Genomic DNA, 20157 nt, shown 5'->3' with positions numbered 1-20157 from the left:
TGCATTTGGCACAGCGCAGGGTTGTGACCCCGCCGGATCGAAAAAAGCCCGTCCACGTGAATATTTTTTTATGCCCTTGACGGAGGGTTTGCCCCCAAAAAACAGGAGGCAAGTCAGTTCGCCAGAGTGCTAGCCATTCACAGGCACAGCTCATCGCAACATTCGCCCTACCGGTTTCTGTTTCATGAGCTTTACTACAGCGAACCCCTTCGTTTGAGGGTTTTCACTCACAAGCAGCTGAAATTTCTCACGTTAATGCGAGTGCTGGTCGATATACACAAAGTGGTATCTACAAATAGCAGGGTTCAAAACCCATCGTTTCGACAACTTATTGGCTACGCTTCAGCAAAACCCGTAAAGAAGGTGTTTTTTTGACTCTGCGCTTTGACGACACAGCTCATATAAAGATTAGGCCCGGGTGCCGCGGGGTTACAGGAAGTAAGGGAGCTTTATGAGGTTGCAACCGGTAGACAGCCTGTCGCTCACTCGCACCAGTCTGGTGGAGTATTTTCTGTTCGGTATCCGCATCGCACACGCGCTCGCCTGCATGCTTCCCGGCCTGCTGCTCGGAGCATTCATGCAAGACGGCGTAATGGAAAAGCCGCAAAATTTTCTGGCGATGCAGGTCTTTTTCGGCATTGTTGTGGTGCTGATCTTTCAAGCCATGGGGGTGTACTCGGAGGCGCTGTTCAGCAACGCGCTGCGATTGCGCTCGATCGTGATTGCCTGGTCCGCTTCGTTCGGCCTGCTGCTGTTCATGCAACGCACACTGGGTCTGTTCGGCTACCTCTCCAATGAACACCTGGTGTTCTGGTATCTGGCCAGCCTCTTCCTGTACTGCATCATTCGTCTGTTGCTGCTGGCATTGTTCAAGCACCAGATGCGCAAAGGCGTGTTCCTGCAGCACGCCGTGATTCTGGGAGCAACCGAGAACGGTATGCGTCTGGCCGAGTACCTGCTCCAGCATCAGGACATCCGCTCTGGCGTGACCGGCTTCATCGATGACCGCATCGGCCGCATGCCGAAGACCGTCGCCAACCTGCCGCTGCTGGGCAACACCAGTGACCTGGAGCGGTTGATCCGCGAAGAGAAGGTTACGCAAGTGCTGGTCGCCCTGCCCTGGACCGCCGAAAACCGTATGGACCACATCATTCACGAGCTGCGCCGGTTTCCGGTCAACGTGTTGCTGGTGCCGGACATGGTCGCGTTTCGTCACAGCCATAACCGCATCACGGAAGTGGCCAAACTGCCGATGTTCAACGCCTCGGACGTACCGCTCAACGGCTGGTCTCCATTTATCAAGCGCGCCGAGGACATCGTGCTGTCCTCGCTGGCGCTGCTCGCCCTGTCGCCGTTCATGCTGCTGGTCGCCTTGGCAATCAAGCTCGACTCGCCAGGTCCGGTGTTCTTCAGGCAAAAGCGCTACGGCTACAACAATCGCCTCATCGAGGTGTTCAAATTTCGCTCAATGCATCAGCACCAGGCCGATGCAACAGCGGAAAAACAGACCATCCGGGGCGATGCCAGGATCACCCGGGTCGGGCGCTTTATCCGCAAGACCAGCCTGGATGAGCTGCCACAGCTGTTCAACGTGGTAGCAGGCAGCATGTCGATGGTGGGCCCGCGCCCCCATGCAACGGCAACGAAAGCGGCCGGCATTCTTTTCGAGCAAGCGGTGAAGGAGTACACGTCGCGACATCGGGTCAAACCCGGCATCACCGGGCTGGCTCAGATCAACGGCTATCGTGGGGAAACAGACACCGTGGAAAAAATCGAAAAACGCGTCGAATTCGATCTTGAGTACATAGAAAACTGGTCCGTCTGGTTCGACCTCTACATCCTTATGCGCACTGTTCCGGCAGTGCTCTTCACTCGTGAGGCTTATTGATGAGCACCCTTATTCCCTGCATCATCGCCGGCGGCTCCGGCACCCGTTTGTGGCCTGTCTCCCGTGAAGCCATGCCCAAGCCGTTCATGCGCCTCCCCGACGGCGAAAGCCTGCTGCAGAAAACCTTCAAGCGCGCGGCCGCCCTGCCCCATGTCGAGCGCCTGCTGACGGTGACCAACCGGGAAGTGTATTTCCGCACCGTCGATGACTATCGGCAATTGAACAAAAGCAAGGTCCGGCTGGATTTCATTCTTGAACCATTTGGTCGCAATACCGCAGCGGCTATTGCTGCAGCCGCTGTGCATGTCACCCGCCTGTATGGCGGCGACGCGCAGTTGCTGGTCTTGCCAGCCGATCACCTGATCACCGATATCGAAGCCTTTTCAAGGGCGGTCACATCGGCACAGTCACTCGCGGCACAAGGCTGGCTGGTGACGTTCGGCATTGTGCCGACCAAGCCGGAAACCGGTTTCGGTTACATCGAGAAAGGCCAGTCACTCAATACCGACGCGTATCAGGTTGCATGTTTCGTCGAGAAGCCCGATGCGGCGAGTGCCCAGGGCTATCTGGACGGCGGCCTGCACCTGTGGAATGCCGGGATGTTCTGCATGCGCGCCGATGCGGTTTTGCGTGAACTGGAAACCCATGCACCGGACGTATTGAGCGCTGTCCGGGCATGCCTGGAACTGAGTCAGAGCAAAGAAGGCAACCGCGAATTGCAGGTTGAACTCGACAGCGAGTCGTTTGGCCTGGTGACGGATATCTCCATCGATTACGCCCTGATGGAGCGCTCCGACAAAGTAGCGGTCGTGCCCTGCGAACTCGGCTGGAGCGACATCGGCTCCTGGGAAGCGGTGCGCGAACTGAGCGGCGCCGACACCCACGGCAACCAATGCAACGGCCAGACCGTGCTGCATGACGTGACCAACTGCTACATCGACTCGCCCAAGCGGCTGGTCGGCGGCGTCGGTCTGGACAACCTGATCATCATCGACACGCCGGACGCCCTGCTGATCGCCGATGGCACGCGCAGTCAGGACGTCAAAATCATCGCTCAGGAACTCAAGCGTCAGGGTCATGACGCCTATCGCCTGCACCGCACAGTCACTCGCCCCTGGGGCACTTACACCGTTCTGGAAGAAGGCAAACGCTTCAAGATCAAGCGCATCGTGGTCCGCCCGCAGGCGTCGCTCTCGCTGCAGATGCACCACCACCGCAGCGAACACTGGATTGTCGTGAGCGGCATGGCGCGGGTTACCAACGGCGAACGCGAGTTCATGCTCGACACCAACGAGTCGACCTTCATCAAGCCCGGATTTACCCATCGACTGGTCAACCCCGGGGTCATTGATCTGGTGATGATCGAGGTACAGAGCGGTGAGTACCTGGGCGAAGACGACATCGTGCGGTTTACCGACGTCTACGGGCGTGTTCCCGAGCAGACCTTGAAAATCTGATCAGACTCAATGCGAGCAGGCCGCTGATGGCGGCCTTCGCTCAACCACCCTAGAGGACTGGACCCACCCGATACGAACCTGGCTGTAGCCCTACACCATGATTTTATTACCCGAAAGGGAGCCGTATTCGTGCATGACAGGAGTTCAGGATAAATGAAACGCATGATGCTGATCGTCAGCGTATTGCTGCTTGGCGCTTGTAATACCCCATCCAGGGTCGGTCTGCCCGACGACCCGGCGCAGATCGAAGCAGGCCAGGCAGCCGGCAGGGCGCTGGCGGGCAAGCCGTTGCCACCGGAGCGTATCCGGCCCGGTGACACCTTGCGCATCGTGCGTAATACCGGAGAGTCGCCGTCCATCTCGGCGTTCACCGCCAACTCGATCTATGAGCTGACCCTGTTTCAGGTGCTCAACGATGGGACCTTTTCCTATCCCTACATAGGTACGGTCAAGGCAGCCGGTCTGACCCTCCAGCAGCTCAATGACCTGCTGGAAAGCAAGCTGCAGAACGTCTATCGCGAAACGGCTCTGACCATCAACATCTCCCAGTCTCCGGGCAATACGGTATTCGTGGGCGGTGCCGTGCGCAACTCGGTGACCCTGCCGGTCAACGTGGCCACCAGTCTGGCTCAGGCGATTGTCGGTGCAGGCGGTGTCGCACTCGATGCCGATGCCTCTCTGGTGGCCCTGTTGCGCCAGGAAGACGACGGCCTCTACAAGACCTATTTCTTTGATTACAGCAAGTTTCTCTGGGCAAGCGCGGGCGGCCCCACGGCGCCAGTCCTGCTCAAGCGCGGCGACATCGTGTTCGTTCCCAAATCCACGGTCGGCAACAAGGTTGACGGCGTAACCCTGTACTTCAACCAGTTGATCCCCTTCGCGAAGTCGATCGGGCTGGGTCTGAATTACGAGTTGCGCAACAACAATTAATTGTCAGGGAAACAGACATGATCAATATCCGCTCATTTCGCGACCTGCTGCGCCTGCTGTTTATTTTTCGGCGTGAGGTCAAGATCACCGTCATAGCGACCTTCGTCGTCGTACTGCTGGGGGCCTTGCTGCTGCCCAACCGTTATGAATCCACCGCACTGCTGCTGGTCAAGCCCGGCCGGGACAGCAGCACGGTGCCTATCGAGCTGTCCAACCGTCAGGCCATCGTGGTGCCCAGCGCATTGCGCGACCCCTTGCTGGACGAGGAGCGCATGCTGACGGGACGTCCGATCATGCGCAAGGTGTCGGAAAAGTACCTGGCTGAACTGTCTCGTGCCGAACCTGAATCCGGTGTTCTGGCCTCGATCAAGAACGGCCTCAAGGGTATTGTCGGCGCGGTCGTGGACGCCGGTCGCAGCGTCCTGCAATTCATCGGACTGGTCGAAAAACGCACTCAGGCCGAACGTATGGCCGAAGACCTGGAAAAGAACTTCAAGGTCCGTCACGAACCCGGCTCGTCGGTCATGGAACTGACTTTCACCTGGAATGACCCGACCACCGCCCAGACCGTGCTCAGAACCTGGATCGAAGAATATCAACTGCAACGCACCAAGACCCTGGGCCGCGTCAGCCTGTATACGTTCTACGAGTCGGAGGTGAAGAACACCGGCGACAACATCATTTCGTACAAGAAGCAGATTCAGAACTACCTGAATCAGCTGAGTGCAGTGAGCATTTCCCAGCGTCTGGCCGACACCTCTCAAGGTTTGAACGACTTGCGCACCGAGCGCAACAACACGACCCGTGCCATTGCCTCTACCAAGGCAGGGCTGGATCTGTTGAAAAAACAATTGGCCGCACAGCCCAAGACGGTTTCCGCGGGACGGGAATTGACCCTCAACCCCAACCGCCAGGATCTGCAGAACCGCATCAATGGCAAGGAAGTCGAGCGTCAGGAACTGTTGCGCTCGTTCAAGGAGCAGGCGCCGCCAATCCGGGCAGTGAACGAGGAAATCAACAACCTCAAGAAACTGCTCAACGAGCAGGACACCACGGTTCAACGCTCGGAAAGCATCACGCCCAACCCGATCTACAACCGCATGCAGAACGTGTATGCCGACCAGCAGACCAGCTTCGCCCGCCTGCAGACCCAGCTCGCGCAGCAGAATGCCCAGATCGCCCAGCTGGAAGCCGATCGTCAACAGGCACTGAATCTGGAACCTGAGCTTTCGCGACTGCAGAACGAGCTGGATGCAGCCGAGAAAAGCTACGCGCTGTACACCGACAGCCTGGAAAAGGCGCGCATCGACCGTGAGCTGGACAACAGCCAGATCAGTAACATCGCGACCATCGAAGAAGCCACTTACAACCCGAGCCGGGTCTTCCCGAAAAGCCTGCTGATGGTGCTGCTGGCCTTCCCGCTCAGCCTCGTGGTCGGCGCGCTGGCTCTGTACTTCTTCTACCTGCTGGATCAACGCATCCATGACGGCGACAAGATCGAGAGCACGTTCAAAGTGCCGGTCTGGACCACCCTGCCCGACCTGGAACACGCTCAGGAACGCAGCGCCGCGTTCATCTCCAACCTGCATCGGGTATACGGCATCCTGCCGTTGGATCAGGTGGATGAGAAAGGTCTGACGCTGGGCTTCACCTCGGTGAAGGCCGGCGCCGGCGTGTCGTTCGTGATCGAGCGCCTGGCCGCGCTGCTGATCGAGCAAGGGCATCAGGTGCGTACCGAAAATCGGGCGCCTGCGCGGCCGGGCGAGATCGTGCTGATCAACGCCTCGGGTGTATCGACCAATCAGGAAGCCTTCGTGTTGCTGCGCAATGCCGACCTGATTCTGCTGGTAGTGCGGGCCAAGGACACCACGGTGCCAATGCTCGAAGACACCTTGCACAACCTCAATACCGCGTTCAAGAAAGTCGACGGCGTCATCATCAACCGCCGTCGTTTCGAAGTGCCCGAGAACGTGCTGAAGTTCCTCAAGCGTATCGGGAGCCGTGGCTGATGCGTATTGCCTTGCTCGCCCCCCTGCCACCGGAGCAGAACGGCATCGCCGACTATGCGGGCCATTTAAGACATGCGCTCGAAGCGCTGGGGCTGCACGTGGTCACGCCGTTGCAGGGCGTCGGCAACGACCCACGTGCCGCCATACAACGTGTGGCCGAAATCGACTGGAGCGCAATCGACGTGGTGCATGCCGAACTGGGCGGTGGCCGACTGGCTGAGTTCCAGGCGTTGCGCGCGTTGCAGCGGGGCTTTCCCAAATTGCCGCTGACCGCCACCGTGCATGACCCGGAGCGTCTGGTCTGGCGCCGTGAAAAGCTGCCCTGGCCGCTGTCGATCGCCAGTGGCATGCGCTCTCCGCTGCCGGAAATGGCCACTGTGCTGGCCGATCCGTTGTGCCTGTATGAAGAGCGGCAACTGGCCCGGCACATGACCCGCCTGGTGACACTGACGCAGGCTGGCAGCCAGAGCCTGCGTCAGCGCATGGGCCTCAAGCCTGCGCAGATGGAAGTCATCAGCCATGGCAACAGGGACATTGCTCCGGCACCGTTACCGCCGATGAAACCTCTGCGCCTGCTGTACTTCGGTTTCATCTATCGCGGCAAGGGCATCGAAGACCTGCTCGATGCACTGGCCGGGGTCTTCACCGCAAAACCGGCGTTACGCTCGACCGTACGCCTGACCCTGGCGGGCGGCAGCGAGCCGGAAATGGCGTTCGGCCCTTCCGGCAGTTATCTGGAGCAACTGAGGCTGCGTATCCGCCAACTGGGTCTGGTGGACCTGATCGACTGGCAACTGGACCTGCCCGCCGAGCAGATTCCACAGGTCATCCAGGCGCATCACGTGATGGTCTTGCCGTACCGCGAATCCAGCAAATTGAAGATCTTGGGCAAATTGCGCGGGACCAGCGGCGCGCTGTCCTGGGCCGTGGCCTGCGGTCGCGGCGTGATTACCTCTGACGCACGCTCGTTCGCCGAAGAGGTGTCGCACGGTAACGGCATGATCTATCCGCAGGGCGATGTTCAGGGGCTTGCCGATGCGCTGGTGAAAGCCTGCACCAGCCCGGAGCTTATCGCTCAGTGGGCCGAAAAGGCTTCACTGATGGGCCGGGCCAGAGTCTGGAGCCACACCGCCGAGCGATTCCAGAAGGTATTCCGGCAAGCCTGCGAGGTGCATTGAAATGTTCCATCGTTCAATCGTGTGGCGGTCTGTTGCCGCTGCTCTGATCAGTGCCACGCTGGCCACTGCCGGTCAGGCGGCGACCGTGCTGAAAGCACCGCGTCCGGTGGTCTGGCAGGACTTTCTAGGCGTCAACGTGCAGTTCCAGTATTTTGCGCCGGACATCTATCAGCAACAGATGGCGCGTCTGGACGAGCTGGGACTGAATTGGGTCCGCCTGACCATTCACTGGCCCATCATCGAACCGCAGAAAGACAAACTGGCGCTGTCGGAACTGGACGCGGCTATGGAGGCGATCAAGGCGCACCGCTACAACACGCTTGCCTATATGGTGGGCTCCGCGCCTTTCGCCAGCAGTGCACCGGCCGGCGCGACCGGTCGTGACCAGTATCCACCCAAGGATTTTTCCACTTTCGCCGCGCGCATGGTGACCCTCGCCCAGCGTTACCCGCAGGTGAACAACTGGCAGGTATGGAACGAGCCGAATATCGTCTGGCTGCCCAAGGAAGACCCGGCAGCCTACGGTCGACTACTGACGACCACCGCCCAGGCCCTGCGGACCGCACTGCCGGAAAAAACCATCGTGACCGCCGGCATGGCCTACTACAGCCAGATGCACAGCACGCCCGGCTACATGCTGCAGAGCCTGCTCGACGGTGGCCTGGGCACTCAGAACATCGTGGCGGCCTATCATCCGTATTCCGAGTACCCCGAAGGCGACTCGATCCCGGATCGGGATTTCCTGGTGCGGGCCAATGCCATGAACAACCTGCTGCACAGCAACGGTGTCAGTCAGGTATGGGCCACCGAGTGGGGCTGGTCGAGCTACGACGGCCCGGTGGAAATGCAAAGACTGATTGGCACGTCCGGTCAGGCCGACTACACCCTGCGTCGTCTGGCCCTGATGAGCGCTCTGGATTTCCAGCGCATCTTCCTGTTCAACCTCAGCGACCTGGACGAACGCGCCTCGGCCCGTGATCAAGGCTATGGCCTGCTGGATCTGCAGGCCAGCCCGAAGCCTGTCTACACCGCGCTGAAGAATTTTCTGACCATCACCGGACCACGCCTTACACCGACCGACCCGCCCGCCGTCAGCCAGGTGCCCGATGACCTGTATGCCGTGACCTGGAGCCGCGAAGACGGCAAGCATCTGCTGATGGTGTGGAGCGCCTCGGGCGTCAGCCTTACCTTCCCCGCGATCAACGATGCCATCGTGCACGACCCGCTGACCGGCAGCCGGATTCCCTTGTCCGCCACCAAGGGCATCACCCTGGCGCTCAAGCCGACCCTGCAAATCCTGGAATGGAAGCCCTGAACATGCGGATACTCTGGACGCTCCCGTACCTGCCCTGGCCCACCACCAGTGGCGGCAAGACCCGGGAATATCACCTGTTGCGCAACCTGGCCGCACGCGGCCATCGCATCACCTTGCTGGTGCAATCCAAGATGGCGCTGGATGACAGCTGCCGTTCGGCACTCGAGCCCTGGCTGGAGCGGCTGATCGTTATCGAGCGGCGCCCTCTGCACAGTCTCAAGACCTTGCTGGCCGTCGCGCTGGCCAAACCGCCAATGCTTGCCAGCGTCAACGGTTATGCGCCGAAACTGGAAAAGGTCTTCGAAGAACTGTTGCTTGAAGACTGGGACGTGATCCAGCTGCAGCACACCTATGCCTTCCAGCCTTTCGAGCAGGCGCTCAAGCGCTCGGGCAAACCGTTCGTGCTCACCGAACACAACGTCGAATCAGACCTCGGCGCCGCCAGTTACGAGCGCATACCACGCTGGGCCAACGCGTTCGCGGTGTATGACCGCTGGCGTTATCGCCGCTGGGAGACCCACGTTTTCCGTCAGGCGGGTGAACTGGTCGCCGTGACCGAAGACGATGCCAAAGTTCTCTCACGCCTGAGTGGCAAGGCCACGTCTTTCGTGGTCAACAGTGTGGATTGCGGCTACTACGCCAGCGTCCATGCCGACCGCACGAGCCGTCGGCTGCTGTACATCGGCAATTACGAATACGGTCCCAACATCGACGCCATCGAATGGGCGCTGGACGAGATCATGCCCCAGGTCTGGACCAGATCGCCCGACGTACGCTTTGCCATCGGCGGTTTTGCGATGCCTGAGTCGTGGCGCGAGCGCTGGCCGGATCCACGCATCGAATGGCTCGGGTTCGTGCCAGACCTGCGCGCATTGCAGACCACCACAGCGATCTTTTTCGCCCCGCTGCGCCAGGGCGGCGGCTCGAAACTCAAAACACTGGAATCGATGGCCGCCGGATTGCCCATCATCACCACCAGCCAGGGCGTCTCGGGGCTGGCGGTCAACAACGGTGAGCATTATCTGGGCAGCGAAGAGGCCGCGGGGCTGGCGGACTTGATCATCGACAACATCGACAAGCCCACATGCCTGGACAGAATCGGCGAAGCCGCGCGCGTTTACGTGCGCTCTCACCACGACTGGTCAGTATCGGCGTCACAACTGGAAGTCATCTACACCCGACTCACGCACACAGGCAAGGATCGCGCTCATGCGTATAGGACTTGATTACCGCGCAGCAGCCGGTTACCCCGTCAGCGGCATCGGCCGCCAGAACTTCGCGCTCGAAGAAGCGTTTCGCGCTCATCCCGACGTTCAATTGCAACTGTTCGGCGTGGCCCCTTACGACCATCCGATCCGGCGGTTGATCCATGCGCCGCGGTGGGCCACGCCCCTGAACGCGGTACACCGGATCCCGGACCGGCTGCGCTTCGAAGGTTTATTCCTGCCGCGTGCCTTGCGCGACGCGGATATCCAGATTTACTTCGCCAACATCAATATGGGGCTGCCACTGGGTCGTAAACCGGAGGGCCTGCGTTACGTGCTGCAGCTGCACGATGTGTTTCAGATCACTCAGCAGAACAACCATGGATCGCGCCTCAAGGCCCGTGTCTATCGCCTGACTGACTACCTCTCGATTGCCCACTCGATCCGGGTTGCCGATCAGGTCTGGCTGCCGTCGAGCTACACGGCGAGCGAAGTCTTGCGTCTTTTTCCCAACGCGCGGAACAAGATTCGCATCGTGCCGCTGCTCGTCGAGGGTTTCAAAGGTGAAGCGGCCGATATCCGTTCATTGAGACTGCCGCAGCGCTATTGGCTGTGCGTAGGTACCCGGGAGCCGCGCAAGAACATCAGATGGTTCGTCGATGCCTGGCAAACGGCGCGCATGCAATTCGTGGACACACCGGATCTGGTGCTGGTCGGCGGTGACGAACCGCTGACCGAGGCCCAGCGTCAGCTTCAGGGCCTGCATGTATTGACCGGCCTGAGCGATGCCGAGCTGCATGCCGTCTACCGCGACGCGGATCGTCTGTGGCAACCGTCGCTGTGTGAAGGATTCGGCCTGCCGGTTATCGAGGCGCTGAGCGTCGGCACCCGCGTGGCCGTTGCGACCGGCTCGTCGCTGGATGAAATCTCGCCGCCCGACAGCCCGCATTTTTCGCCCACCGACAGCGCTGGCCTGATTCACCTGATGGGCGCGCTGTCGAACGCCCCCGCAGAAGATCCGGCGGTATCGAAAGACTGGGCAGCCCGCTACAACCTCGACGCGTTCTGCAAGCAGGTGCATGCCACGCTTGAGGAGCTTCGCTGATGCCGATGGCCATGCCCATAGGACTGTTTTTCAGTCTGCTGTTCGGCGTGATGATCTGGATGCTGCCGGTGCCGTTCGTGTTGCTGGCGGCTGTCGGTGCTGCTTCGGTCATCACCATCATCAGACGTCCGGTACGCGGGCTGCTGCTGTTTGGGGTGATCGCGACGTTCATTCCCTACTCCACCGTACAGATCGGCATCCGCACCACGGTGTCCGAAGCCTTGATCATGCTGACCTGGGGCAGTTACCTGCTGCAGGCCGTGATCCAGCAACAGGCCCGGATTCCGAAAATGCTGCGCACCGAACGGTTGCTGGTAGCGCTGATGATGTTCAGCGCGTTCCCGTTCCTGATCGGCGAATTGACCGTGGTGGCTGAAGGTAACGGTCCGATCAACTGGGTGCGCTGGCTGTTCAACCTGTCGGTCCTGTTTCTGGTGCCGCGCCTGCTGGTGGACCTGCAGACGCTGGAAAAGCTTGTCATCGCTTTGCTCGGCGGCACGCTGATGCTGTTGCTGCTGTCGATCCCGATCTATGTCTTCAGCGGTTCGGCCCTGAGCATCACGCCCATCCTCAGGGTGATGGGCTACAGCGGTGCCGATGTGCTGGGTGAGGCCTTGCTGTCGCTGTCCAGCCGCATGGGCTCGCCATGGATGCACCCCAACGTGGCCGGCGGCGCACTGGCGATGCTGTTGCCGCTGGCGTTCTGTTTCGGCATGACCCGCACAGGCTCCGCCCGTGCACTGGGTCTGTCGGTCGCGGCGCTGGGTGCCCTCGGGCTGTTGCTGACCGGATCACGCGGCGCGCTGGTGAGTCTGGTTGTCGTCATGCTGTGGATGACCCGCCGACGCATTCCGCATCTGGGGAGGATACTGATGGGCGGTGCGGCGGCAGGCGTGGTACTGATGATGTTCTACCCGCCGCTTCAGGAACGCCTGATGGGCCTGTTTTCCGATGACGACACCAGCACCGCGATTCGCTTTCTGGAGTACAGCCACTTCCCGGATGCAATGGCCACCTTCCCGTTCGGGATCGGTTTCAAGACCGACCCGCCGGTACTCGGTTACACCGACTTCGGGATCTCCAACCTGTGGCTGAACTTTATCTACAAGATGGGCCTGCCGGGCATGCTGCTGTTCATCGCCATCACGGTCAGTTGGTGGAAGGAAGTGCGTCCGCCCGTTGGCAGGATCGTGCTGACACCGGAAAACGCCATCAACCTTGGCTGCATGAGCGGTGTACTGGCTGCGTTGTGCAGCGGCCTGTTCGACCACTATTTCAGTTTTACCAGCGTCCTGGTCGCGCTGTTCTGGCTGTTCATCGGCATCAGCCTGCATGAAAGCAGACGCCTGCGTGCCGTAGCCGCCAGACCGCAACCATCCCCCGTCGCCTTACCCGAGCAGGGAGCCGCCACATGAAACATCGCATGATGCACTCGCACAATCTGCGCGACGCATTGCCTGATTACGCACGCAAGATGGGTGTGCCGCTTGAAGAGCTGCAATCCACCTATCAATGGATGCTGCACAACGAAGTGTGCTTCGAGACGCGCATCAAGGACACCACCCTGTCGTTCATCTGCTACCTGAACATCGAACCCAGAATCGAGCCGCCGCTGGCTCGACGTTTTTATCGCCTGCTGGCCAGCGAAACCCTCGGCGCACTGATCCCGCTGTACGGCATCAACTGGCCGACCCTGCGTGACCGGATGCTGCGCACTTGGGAACAGATGTACAACATCCTGATCTGCAAGATCCCCAGTCACACCCTGCGTCTGCTCTGGTTGCGCATGGGTGGCGCGAAGATCGGCAAGGGTTCGACGGTGTGGCGCAATACCGAAGTGCTGGGCGTGGACAGCCTGCGCATCGGCAGCGACACCACGGTGGGCTGGCATTGCCAATTGGATGCACGGGGCGGTCTGGTGATCGGTGATCACGTCACCATCGCTTCCCACGTGCTGATCATCGCCGGCGGACATGACCTCAACGAGCCTGAATTCTGGGCCGTCGGCGGTCCGGTGTTCATCAGGGACTACGCGTGGATCTGCAGCCGCGCCTTGCTGTCGTTCGGGGCTGACATTGGCGAAGGCGCCGTGGTCGGCGGCAACAGCGTGGTCTCCAAGCCGGTGCCGCCCTACGCCATCGTCAGCGGTCCGAATGCTGAAATCAAAGGCGAGCGAGCGCGCAATCTCAACTACAAGGTGGGCGGCAAAGGCCTGTTCACTCTGTTTCACTGACAGAAACGACGACCATGTTGGGTTCGACATTGTGGCTGACCCTGGCCACCCTCACTGGACTGGCGGCTGGCTTCGCCCGCGAGTGGCTGCTGGTTGCCGCCTGGGGCGCCGGCGGGCAAAGCGATGCGTTTCTGGTGTCGATGTTTCTGCCGGAAGCCCTGCGCATGTCGCTGGCCGCCGGGCTGCTCAGCGCCGCCGCCCTTCCCCTGTATCAACAACGCTCAGCGGACGGGCAACAACGCTGGCTGGGCGCAATGGTGCCCCGCCTGACACTGGCTGGCGTCCTGCTCAGCGCGCTGCTGGTGGTGGGTGCCGGTCTGCTGGTGCGCCTGATCGGACCGGGTCTGGATGCAGACGGCTACGCCCAGGCAAGCAGTGGTCTGCGCTGGCTGGCCTGGTGCGCGCCGGGTTTCATGCTGCACGGTCTGCTCTGTGTGCCGTTGCAGGCGCGCTCGCGATTTGTGCTGGCAGGGCTGGGGTCATTGCTGTTCAACCTGCCGCCGGTAATCTATCTCGCCACTCTCGGCCATGCCGCCACCCCCACGGGACTGGCCGGCGCCTGCGTGTCGGGCAGCCTGCTGATGCCGGCCGTGCTGTTGCCGAGCCTGTATCGCTCGGGCTGGCGACCCTGGCAGTGGAAGGCTGAATCGGGCGTGGTGCGTGAACTGTTGCAACGCATCGGGCCGCTGTTGAGCAGTAATCTGGCCAGTCAGGGCCTGGCGCTGCTGGAGCGCATGGTTGCATCGCTGCTGGGTGAAGGGGCTGTGACCTGGGTCAATCTGGCGCGCAAGCTCATCAACCTGCCGTTGATCGCCTTGATGAGCCTGAATCAGGTGTTGCTGGGATTGATGAGCGGCAGCGCGGGCGATCAACGGCTGACGTTGCTGAAACGGGGACTGGGCAGCGCGACACTGCTGACCCTGCCTGCCGTCACGGGCCTGATCGGCGCAGCGGGCGCACTGGTAGTTCTGCTGTTGCCCAACCAGACCCACGACGGTCCGCTGCCGGGCTTGCTCGCGTGGTTTGCCGTGCCACTGATGTTCGGCGCCTGGAATGCCTTGTTGGCGCGTTACGCCTATGCTGCCGGAGACACGCGCCTGCCGCTCAACTGTGAGCTGATCGGCAGCCTGTGCAACGCCGTGTTGCTGGGCCTGTTGCCGCTTATGTTCGGTTTGACCGGCATCGCCATCGCCGCGCTGGGCGGCGCACTGGTGACCGGCCTGCTGCTGATGCGCCGCCAGTCGCTGATGAGCGTTCTTCCGTGGCGCAGCCACTGGCTGCTGGCCGCAGGGCTGATGACCGTGGCTGCGCTGATGCTGCATCCGTTGCAGGATACCTGGCTGCAGCTGGGGCTTAGCTGCACCTATGGCGCGCTGTTGCTGGTGGGGTTGGCGCTGTGGCTGAAGCCGTGGCGAGTTGTGATTGATCAGGCCTGAAGCAGCGCTGTTGCGTGGCAAACGCCTGTCCGTTGGAGGCGGGTTTTCCTCTCACGCCTCACCCGCCGACTCCCTGCATTGTTCGCTGAACCGCTGCAGACGGGTCGAGACAAACTTGTCGCGATGACGGATCAGGAAGAACCGGCGGGTCAGCGGTGGCAAGGGGCTGTTGAGCAACTGCAGCTCTCCGCTCGCCAACAGGTCAGCCACTACCCGGCGGGACAGACAACTGATGCCGATCCCTTGAGCCAGGGTGCGTTTGATCGCTTCCGAGCTGCCCATCTGACGCATGTCTTCAAGGTCATGGAGGTGCCTGAGTAATAGATGCTCCACCTCGCCACGCGTCCCCGACCCTGGCTCGCGCAGCAGCCACTCGGCGTGTTGCAGGTCACTCAGCGACACCTGCTTCTGCACAGCCAGCGGGTGATCACGTCCGGCAACGATGACCATTTCATCGACCAGCCAGGGTTCAGCGATCAGTTCGGGCAGATGACACGGCGCCTCGATCATCCCCATGTCGATCTCGAATTGCGCCACCTTGCGAGCAATCAGAGCGCTGTTGCCGATGTCCATGTCCACCCGCAAGGAAGGCGCCGAGGTACGCAGCGCCGCAACGATCTGCGGCAAAACATAATTGGCGATGGTGCTGCTGCAGCCGATCCGTAACCGGGTATTCAGACCGGCATCGGGCAACAGAAAGCTGTCTTCGATCTGCTGGGCACTTTCCAGTATCTGCCTGGCCTGGGGCAGCAATGCATGTCCGTTGTCGTTCAGAACAAGCCGCTTGCCGACCCTATCGAAAAGCCGGGTACCCAGCGCGCTTTCCAGCTCGTTCAAGGCGGCACTGGTCGCCGATTGCGAAAGTGACACGGCAAGGCCTGCGCCAATGGTGCTGCCGTGCTGAGTAACGGCGCAGAAGATTTGCAACTGCCGCAGGTTAAGTTTCAAACGATGACTCCCGTAGACTTATCTACCTGAATAACAGGTAACGGGAATCGAGATTACCCGTTTAGAGAATTGTTCGCACACCCGTAGACTGCGCCGGTCAACCATCGCTGCCCGCAGGAGAACGTCATGAGCAGGCTTGCAACCGTCATAGAGGGCATTGCTCCCCTCGCCTCGCTATCGAGCCCGCGCGAAGCTGTCAGGCAATTCACCCCCAACTGGTTCGCGGTAACCATGGGCACAGGGGTTTTATCGCTGGCGCTTGCTCAACTGCCCGGCGACATGGCATTGCTGCGCAATGTGGGCGAAGTCCTGTGGCTCTTCAACATCGGCCTGTTCGTGCTGTTCAGCGTCATGTACGCCAGCCGCTGGCTGCTGTTCTTCGATGAGGCGCGGCAGGTGTTCGGGCATTCGACGGTGTCGATGTTCTTCGGCACGATCCCCATGGGCCTGGCGACGATCATAAGCGGTCTCGTGGTGTTCGGACCCAAGCGCTGGGGTGACGGGGTGATCCCAGTGGCAGAAGCCCTGTGGTGGCTGGATGTGGCGATGGCCATGGCCTGCGGTGTGTTGATCCCGTTCATGATGTTCACACGCCAGGAGCACAGCATCGAAAAGATGACCGCTGTCTGGCTGTTGCCCGTGGTCGCAGCAGAAGTTGCCGCTGCCTGCGGCGGCCTGCTGACCCCGCACCTCATCGACACCGCCTCGCAATTCACCGTGCTGATCACCAGCTACGTGCTGTGGGCCTACTCGGTGCCGGTGGCGCTGAGCATTCTGGTGATCCTGTTGCTGCGCCTGGCGTTGCACAAACTGCCTCATGAAAGCATGGCCGCCTCAAGCTGGCTGGCGCTGGGCCCCATCGGAACGGGCGCGCTGGGCATGCTGGTGATGGGCAGCGAAGCACCTCAGGTGTTCGTCGCGCACGGACTGGCGTCGGTCGGCGAGGTGGCCGCAGGTATCGGCGTGATTGTCGGCACGCTGTTCTGGGGCCTCGGCCTGTGGTGGATGGCGCTGGCTGCGTTGATCACGCTGCGTTATTTCAAGGCCGGTATCGAGTTCAATCTGGGCTGGTGGGCCTTCACCTTTCCACTTGGGGTATATGCGCTGGCCACGCTGAAACTGGGGTCAACCCTGCAACTGGGCTTCTTCGACCGTTTCGGCATGGTGCTGGTCGCCCTGCTGGTGCTGATGTGGACGCTGGTTGCAACCCGAACGGTGGCAGGCGCATGGCAAGGTCATCTGTTCGTTTCACCTTGCATTGCCACTTGCCAGAACAGCCGCGCTAAAGGTCCATCTGCCGAGGCACCGAACACACCTCTTTAAGGGTCTGGCGCAGCCAGCGGTGCGCCGGGTCCTTGTCGAAGCGCGGGTGCCAGGCCTGGTTGACCGACACGGTTTCCAGCGCCAGGGGAATGGCGAAGGCACGCATCTTGAGGCCCAGCTGCTTCAGGCCCCAAAGCACTGGCTCGGGCAACGACAGGATCAGATCGGACTCGGCGACCCCGAAAATCGCCGAGTGAAAATGCGGTGTAATGAGCGCGATGCGCCGTTCAAGGCCCAGCTCTGCCAGTGCCGGATCGATCGGCCCGCGAGCACGCCCCCTGCGAGACACGCTGACGTGATCGAACCCGGCGAATCGCTCGGGTGTGATCGGCCCGTCGAAGATGGGATGCCCTTCACGCGCAAGACCGCAGAAGCGGGTGTTGAACAGGTTCTGTATCTTGATCTCCGGACCGAAATTGAGCCGTGACGAGATGTACAGATCGATCCGCCCTTCACGCAACGCATCATCGTCGTCGGCTCCTTCGGGCACGAAGCGCAGGGTGCATCCTGGCGCACCGACGCGGATCGCCTCCAGCACACGCGCCCCGAACGAGCCGAAGAACACGTCGTTGGAGCGCACATTGAAGCAGCGCTCCAGGGTGCTCATGTCCACTTCATCGCGGGCCTGAAACACCTGAGCGGCCTGTTCGACCAGTTCGCGCACCTGCGCCTGCATGGCCAGCGCACGCGGCGTAGGCACCAGCCCGCGTCCGGCACGTACCAGCACAGGATCGCCGGTGGCTTCACGAATCCGCGTCAGTGTGCGACTCATGGCCGCCGGGCTCAGGTGCATGCGCCGCGCCGCGCCCACGACGCTGCCTTCATCGAGCAAGGCATCAAGGGCGATCAACAGGTTCAGATCGGGCAACTGCATAAGGCTATCCGCTGGCAAGGTGCGCCGATGATAGCGCGACTGGTCCGCCGAGGCAGGCTGCGAATGGTCACCCGCCGGGCATATTCCTTGAACTAAAGCGGCCGCCGGAGCGCCTCATTCAGACACTTCAGCGCAGAGCCTACTCATGCACACCTCAAACTTCGCCGACAACCACGGCGCGCGCGACCAGCGCATCGTCATCAATACCTACACCACGGTGCTGCGCAGGCCCGGCGTGCCCCACGAGCTCTTCGCCACTTACTGGCGTGACGTGCACGGTCCTTTGTGCGCACGTCTCGATGGCCTTGGCTGGTACGTGCAACACCACCTGTCCCGCGAACAGGACGCTCATCTGTGGCCGATCATCGAAGGCGTCAAGCCACTGGAAGGCTACGTGCTGGATGGCGGCGTGGAGATCGGCTTTCTGTCGGCCGAAGACCAGCAGCGCTTCCAGAAAGCCAGCTCGATTCTGTTTTCCGATGAGCAGAACATGTTCGAGGAGACCCTGGCCTATGATGTGCCGGACGGTTCCAGCACGCTGATGGATCGCCTGCCCGACCCGTCCCCCAACGAAACCTCGACACTGGATCGCCTGCACCTGCACTTTCATCTGAATCCCGACAACCTTGCCGTCGCGCGCCAGGCCATCGACACCCTGGCCCGCGATCTGGCCGGTCTGGACGACGTACTCAAACTGCGCCTGCACCTTGCAGAACCCTACGACAACGACCAGCCCGCGCCCCCTGCCCCGGACGTCGCTCATTACGCCAGCGAGTCTCGCCTGAACATCGTGTTCATGGAACTGACCTTCGAATCCGCCTGGGCCCGGCGCACCTGCTATGCCAGCGAACGCTTCAAGGCACTCACCCATGGCATCAGTGCCCACGTCAGCCACATCACCCCGTTTGGCGTCAGCGGCGTCTACACCTACGTACGTGACGGGGCCATGACCACAGCCGGTATACGGGGCAGTCGTCAGGCCGAACTGATTCGGCAGTTGGGCGCTATCAACCAGACGCAGCCTGAAGTCGAAACGCTGTTCGGTGCAATCCGGCCCGATGAAACACCCGCCGAGTGACAGCAGGACGACCGGCTTTTATGCTGGTCGCCCTTTTCAGCCTGATCGCGGACACCCATGAGATCCACTTCAACCCTGAGCGCCCGTGAGGTCTATCAACGCTTGAAAGAGGCAGCGCTGGGTGTTCGTTCGTTGCGCCGCCTCGATGATTGCGAGTCGAATCCGATCAGGATCGACATTGAAGGCTGGCGCCTGACGCTGGAAATCTCGGGCAGTCGCGTGACGGGTTGCCTGCATTGCCTGAGTGCAGACGGCCAGCAAGGAACCGCCGAAGACTGGCCACGCACCGACCCGGTAAGCCTGCTCAGCGAATGGGAGCAGGCGCAGATCGAGGGCCTGCTGAGTCAGATGGATTGATCACGATTCCTGCCGCGTCACGCCTGAGAAAACACCCCGCGCCCCAGCTCAAGCGCCCTCGCCAGCGTGACGGCAGGGTCCGCGGTCTCGGAATCCAGCAACAACGCTGATTGCAGAACAGGCGCGCCGCAGTAGCCAAAGATGCCGTGGTCGATCTGGGTCTTGATGGCCTGTTCGTAACCGTGTCTTTCGTAAGTGCCTGCGTCGGCACCGCCCACCCCGACAAGGTGCACCTTCATGTGCCCGAGCTTTTTCACCAGACCTGCGTCAGGGCTGAAGTCGAATGCCCAGCCGCTGATGAATACCCGGTCGATCCAGCCTTTCATTAGAGCCGGCATCGACCACCAATAAATCGGATACACCAGCACCAATGCGTCGGCACGGTCGATCCGTGCCTGTTCGGCGAGCACGTCGGCGGGTGGCCGGGCCTGTTCGCGATGTACCCTGTGATCATCTGCGGTGAACACGGGTTTGAAGCCTTCGGCAAACAGATCGACGATCTCGGCGCTGTGGCCGGCGCCAGTCTGTGAAACCCCCTCCGCAACATGGCGAGCGACGCTCTGACTGAGCGATGCAGGGTCGTAATGGGCAACGATGATAAGCGCGTGCACATGAATCTCCTGATGATGGACAGTCGGCACTACCTTATGTACCTGACAAAGCAAAATAGCGCTTCTGGGCAAATCTGCAGCGTGTGTGCACGAATACGGCTAAATTCTGCTCCACAGCGTCCACGACTTTGGCTAGACTCCGCTGACTGCTGAAACGTTTAATCCAGTCCAGCACACCCATAATTCCAATAAGTCAAAAGGACAAACCAT

The 20157-nt window shown here is 60.9% G+C and carries 17 protein-coding genes; 14 read left to right on the top strand and 3 right to left on the bottom strand.

The window, feature by feature from the left end:
* Positions 1-451 precede the first annotated feature (451 nt).
* The 11 genes from JTJ32_RS04200 (at position 452) to JTJ32_RS04150 (ending at position 14756) form a co-directional block, all read left to right on the top strand.
* Complete coding sequence (locus JTJ32_RS04200; RefSeq protein ID WP_099228433.1) at positions 452-1888, top strand: undecaprenyl-phosphate glucose phosphotransferase; 1437 nt, start codon at positions 452-454, stop codon at positions 1886-1888.
* The gene (locus JTJ32_RS04195) at positions 1888-3345 is read left to right on the top strand and encodes a mannose-1-phosphate guanylyltransferase/mannose-6-phosphate isomerase (protein WP_099228432.1); all 1458 of its coding nucleotides are present in this window, start codon (positions 1888-1890) and stop codon (positions 3343-3345) included. Before JTJ32_RS04200 ends, JTJ32_RS04195 begins: the two co-directional genes overlap by 1 nt.
* A gap of 153 nt (positions 3346-3498) precedes the next feature.
* Positions 3499-4275 (top strand): polysaccharide biosynthesis/export family protein, encoded by a 777-nt coding sequence (locus tag JTJ32_RS04190; protein ID WP_099228431.1) that lies wholly within the window; start codon positions 3499-3501, stop codon positions 4273-4275.
* Between the two features lie 17 nt (positions 4276-4292).
* A complete protein-coding gene (locus JTJ32_RS04185; protein WP_210041027.1) occupies positions 4293-6284 on the top strand; it encodes a GumC family protein in 1992 nt (663 codons plus the stop codon).
* On the top strand, positions 6284-7462 hold the full coding sequence (locus JTJ32_RS04180) for a glycosyltransferase (protein ID WP_184319945.1): 1179 nt from the start codon (positions 6284-6286) through the stop codon (positions 7460-7462). Before JTJ32_RS04185 ends, JTJ32_RS04180 begins: the two co-directional genes overlap by 1 nt.
* Before the next feature lies 1 nt (position 7463).
* A complete protein-coding gene (locus JTJ32_RS04175; RefSeq protein WP_210041025.1) occupies positions 7464-8777 on the top strand; it encodes a cellulase family glycosylhydrolase in 1314 nt (437 codons plus the stop codon).
* A 2-nt stretch (positions 8778-8779) separates the two neighbouring features.
* Complete coding sequence (locus tag JTJ32_RS04170) at positions 8780-10003, top strand: glycosyltransferase family 4 protein (RefSeq protein WP_210041023.1); 1224 nt, start codon at positions 8780-8782, stop codon at positions 10001-10003.
* Positions 9987-11087, top strand: a complete 1101-nt coding sequence (locus JTJ32_RS04165) for a glycosyltransferase family 4 protein (protein ID WP_210041021.1) — start codon at positions 9987-9989, stop codon at positions 11085-11087. Before JTJ32_RS04170 ends, JTJ32_RS04165 begins: the two co-directional genes overlap by 17 nt.
* A complete protein-coding gene (locus JTJ32_RS04160) occupies positions 11087-12502 on the top strand; it encodes an O-antigen ligase family protein (RefSeq protein WP_099228426.1) in 1416 nt (471 codons plus the stop codon). Before JTJ32_RS04165 ends, JTJ32_RS04160 begins: the two co-directional genes overlap by 1 nt.
* On the top strand, positions 12499-13320 hold the full coding sequence (locus tag JTJ32_RS04155; protein ID WP_210041019.1) for an acyltransferase: 822 nt from the start codon (positions 12499-12501) through the stop codon (positions 13318-13320). Before JTJ32_RS04160 ends, JTJ32_RS04155 begins: the two co-directional genes overlap by 4 nt.
* Before the next feature lie 14 nt (positions 13321-13334).
* Positions 13335-14756: a lipid II flippase MurJ gene (locus JTJ32_RS04150; protein WP_210041018.1), complete on the top strand. Its 1422-nt coding sequence runs from the start codon at positions 13335-13337 to the stop codon at positions 14754-14756.
* Positions 14757-14807: 51 nt separating this feature from the next.
* Here JTJ32_RS04150 and JTJ32_RS04145 read toward each other — a convergent pair whose 3' ends face one another.
* Positions 14808-15704 carry a LysR family transcriptional regulator gene (locus JTJ32_RS04145; protein WP_210041015.1) on the bottom strand — a complete coding sequence of 299 codons (897 nt, stop codon included), beginning with the start codon at positions 15702-15704 and terminating at the stop codon, positions 14808-14810.
* 126 nt (positions 15705-15830) lie between these two features.
* On the opposite strand from JTJ32_RS04145, the gene JTJ32_RS04140 reads away from it, so the two are divergent.
* Positions 15831-17027, top strand: a complete 1197-nt coding sequence (locus tag JTJ32_RS04140; protein ID WP_210041013.1) for a TDT family transporter — start codon at positions 15831-15833, stop codon at positions 17025-17027.
* Here JTJ32_RS04140 and JTJ32_RS04135 read toward each other — a convergent pair.
* Complete coding sequence (locus JTJ32_RS04135) at positions 16987-17901, bottom strand: LysR family transcriptional regulator (protein WP_122409998.1); 915 nt, start codon at positions 17899-17901, stop codon at positions 16987-16989. The genes JTJ32_RS04140 and JTJ32_RS04135 overlap by 41 nt on opposite strands.
* A gap of 145 nt (positions 17902-18046) precedes the next feature.
* On the opposite strand from JTJ32_RS04135, the gene JTJ32_RS04130 reads away from it, so the two are divergent.
* Positions 18047-18979 carry a hypothetical protein gene (locus JTJ32_RS04130; protein ID WP_210041011.1) on the top strand — a complete coding sequence of 311 codons (933 nt, stop codon included), beginning with the start codon at positions 18047-18049 and terminating at the stop codon, positions 18977-18979.
* A 57-nt stretch (positions 18980-19036) separates the two neighbouring features.
* Positions 19037-19336 carry a DUF7693 family protein gene (locus tag JTJ32_RS04125; RefSeq protein ID WP_210041010.1) on the top strand — a complete coding sequence of 100 codons (300 nt, stop codon included), beginning with the start codon at positions 19037-19039 and terminating at the stop codon, positions 19334-19336.
* A 17-nt stretch (positions 19337-19353) separates the two neighbouring features.
* Here the strand turns inward: JTJ32_RS04125 and JTJ32_RS04120 are convergent, their stop codons facing one another.
* Positions 19354-19947 (bottom strand): NAD(P)H-dependent oxidoreductase, encoded by a 594-nt coding sequence (locus JTJ32_RS04120; RefSeq protein ID WP_099228418.1) that lies wholly within the window; start codon positions 19945-19947, stop codon positions 19354-19356.
* Between the last annotated feature and the right edge of the window lie 210 nt (positions 19948-20157).

The organism is Pseudomonas alliivorans (genome assembly GCF_017826695.1).
GTDB classification, from domain to species: domain Bacteria; phylum Pseudomonadota; class Gammaproteobacteria; order Pseudomonadales; family Pseudomonadaceae; genus Aquipseudomonas; species Aquipseudomonas alliivorans.
This window is presented reverse-complemented; position numbering and strand designations above follow the sequence as displayed.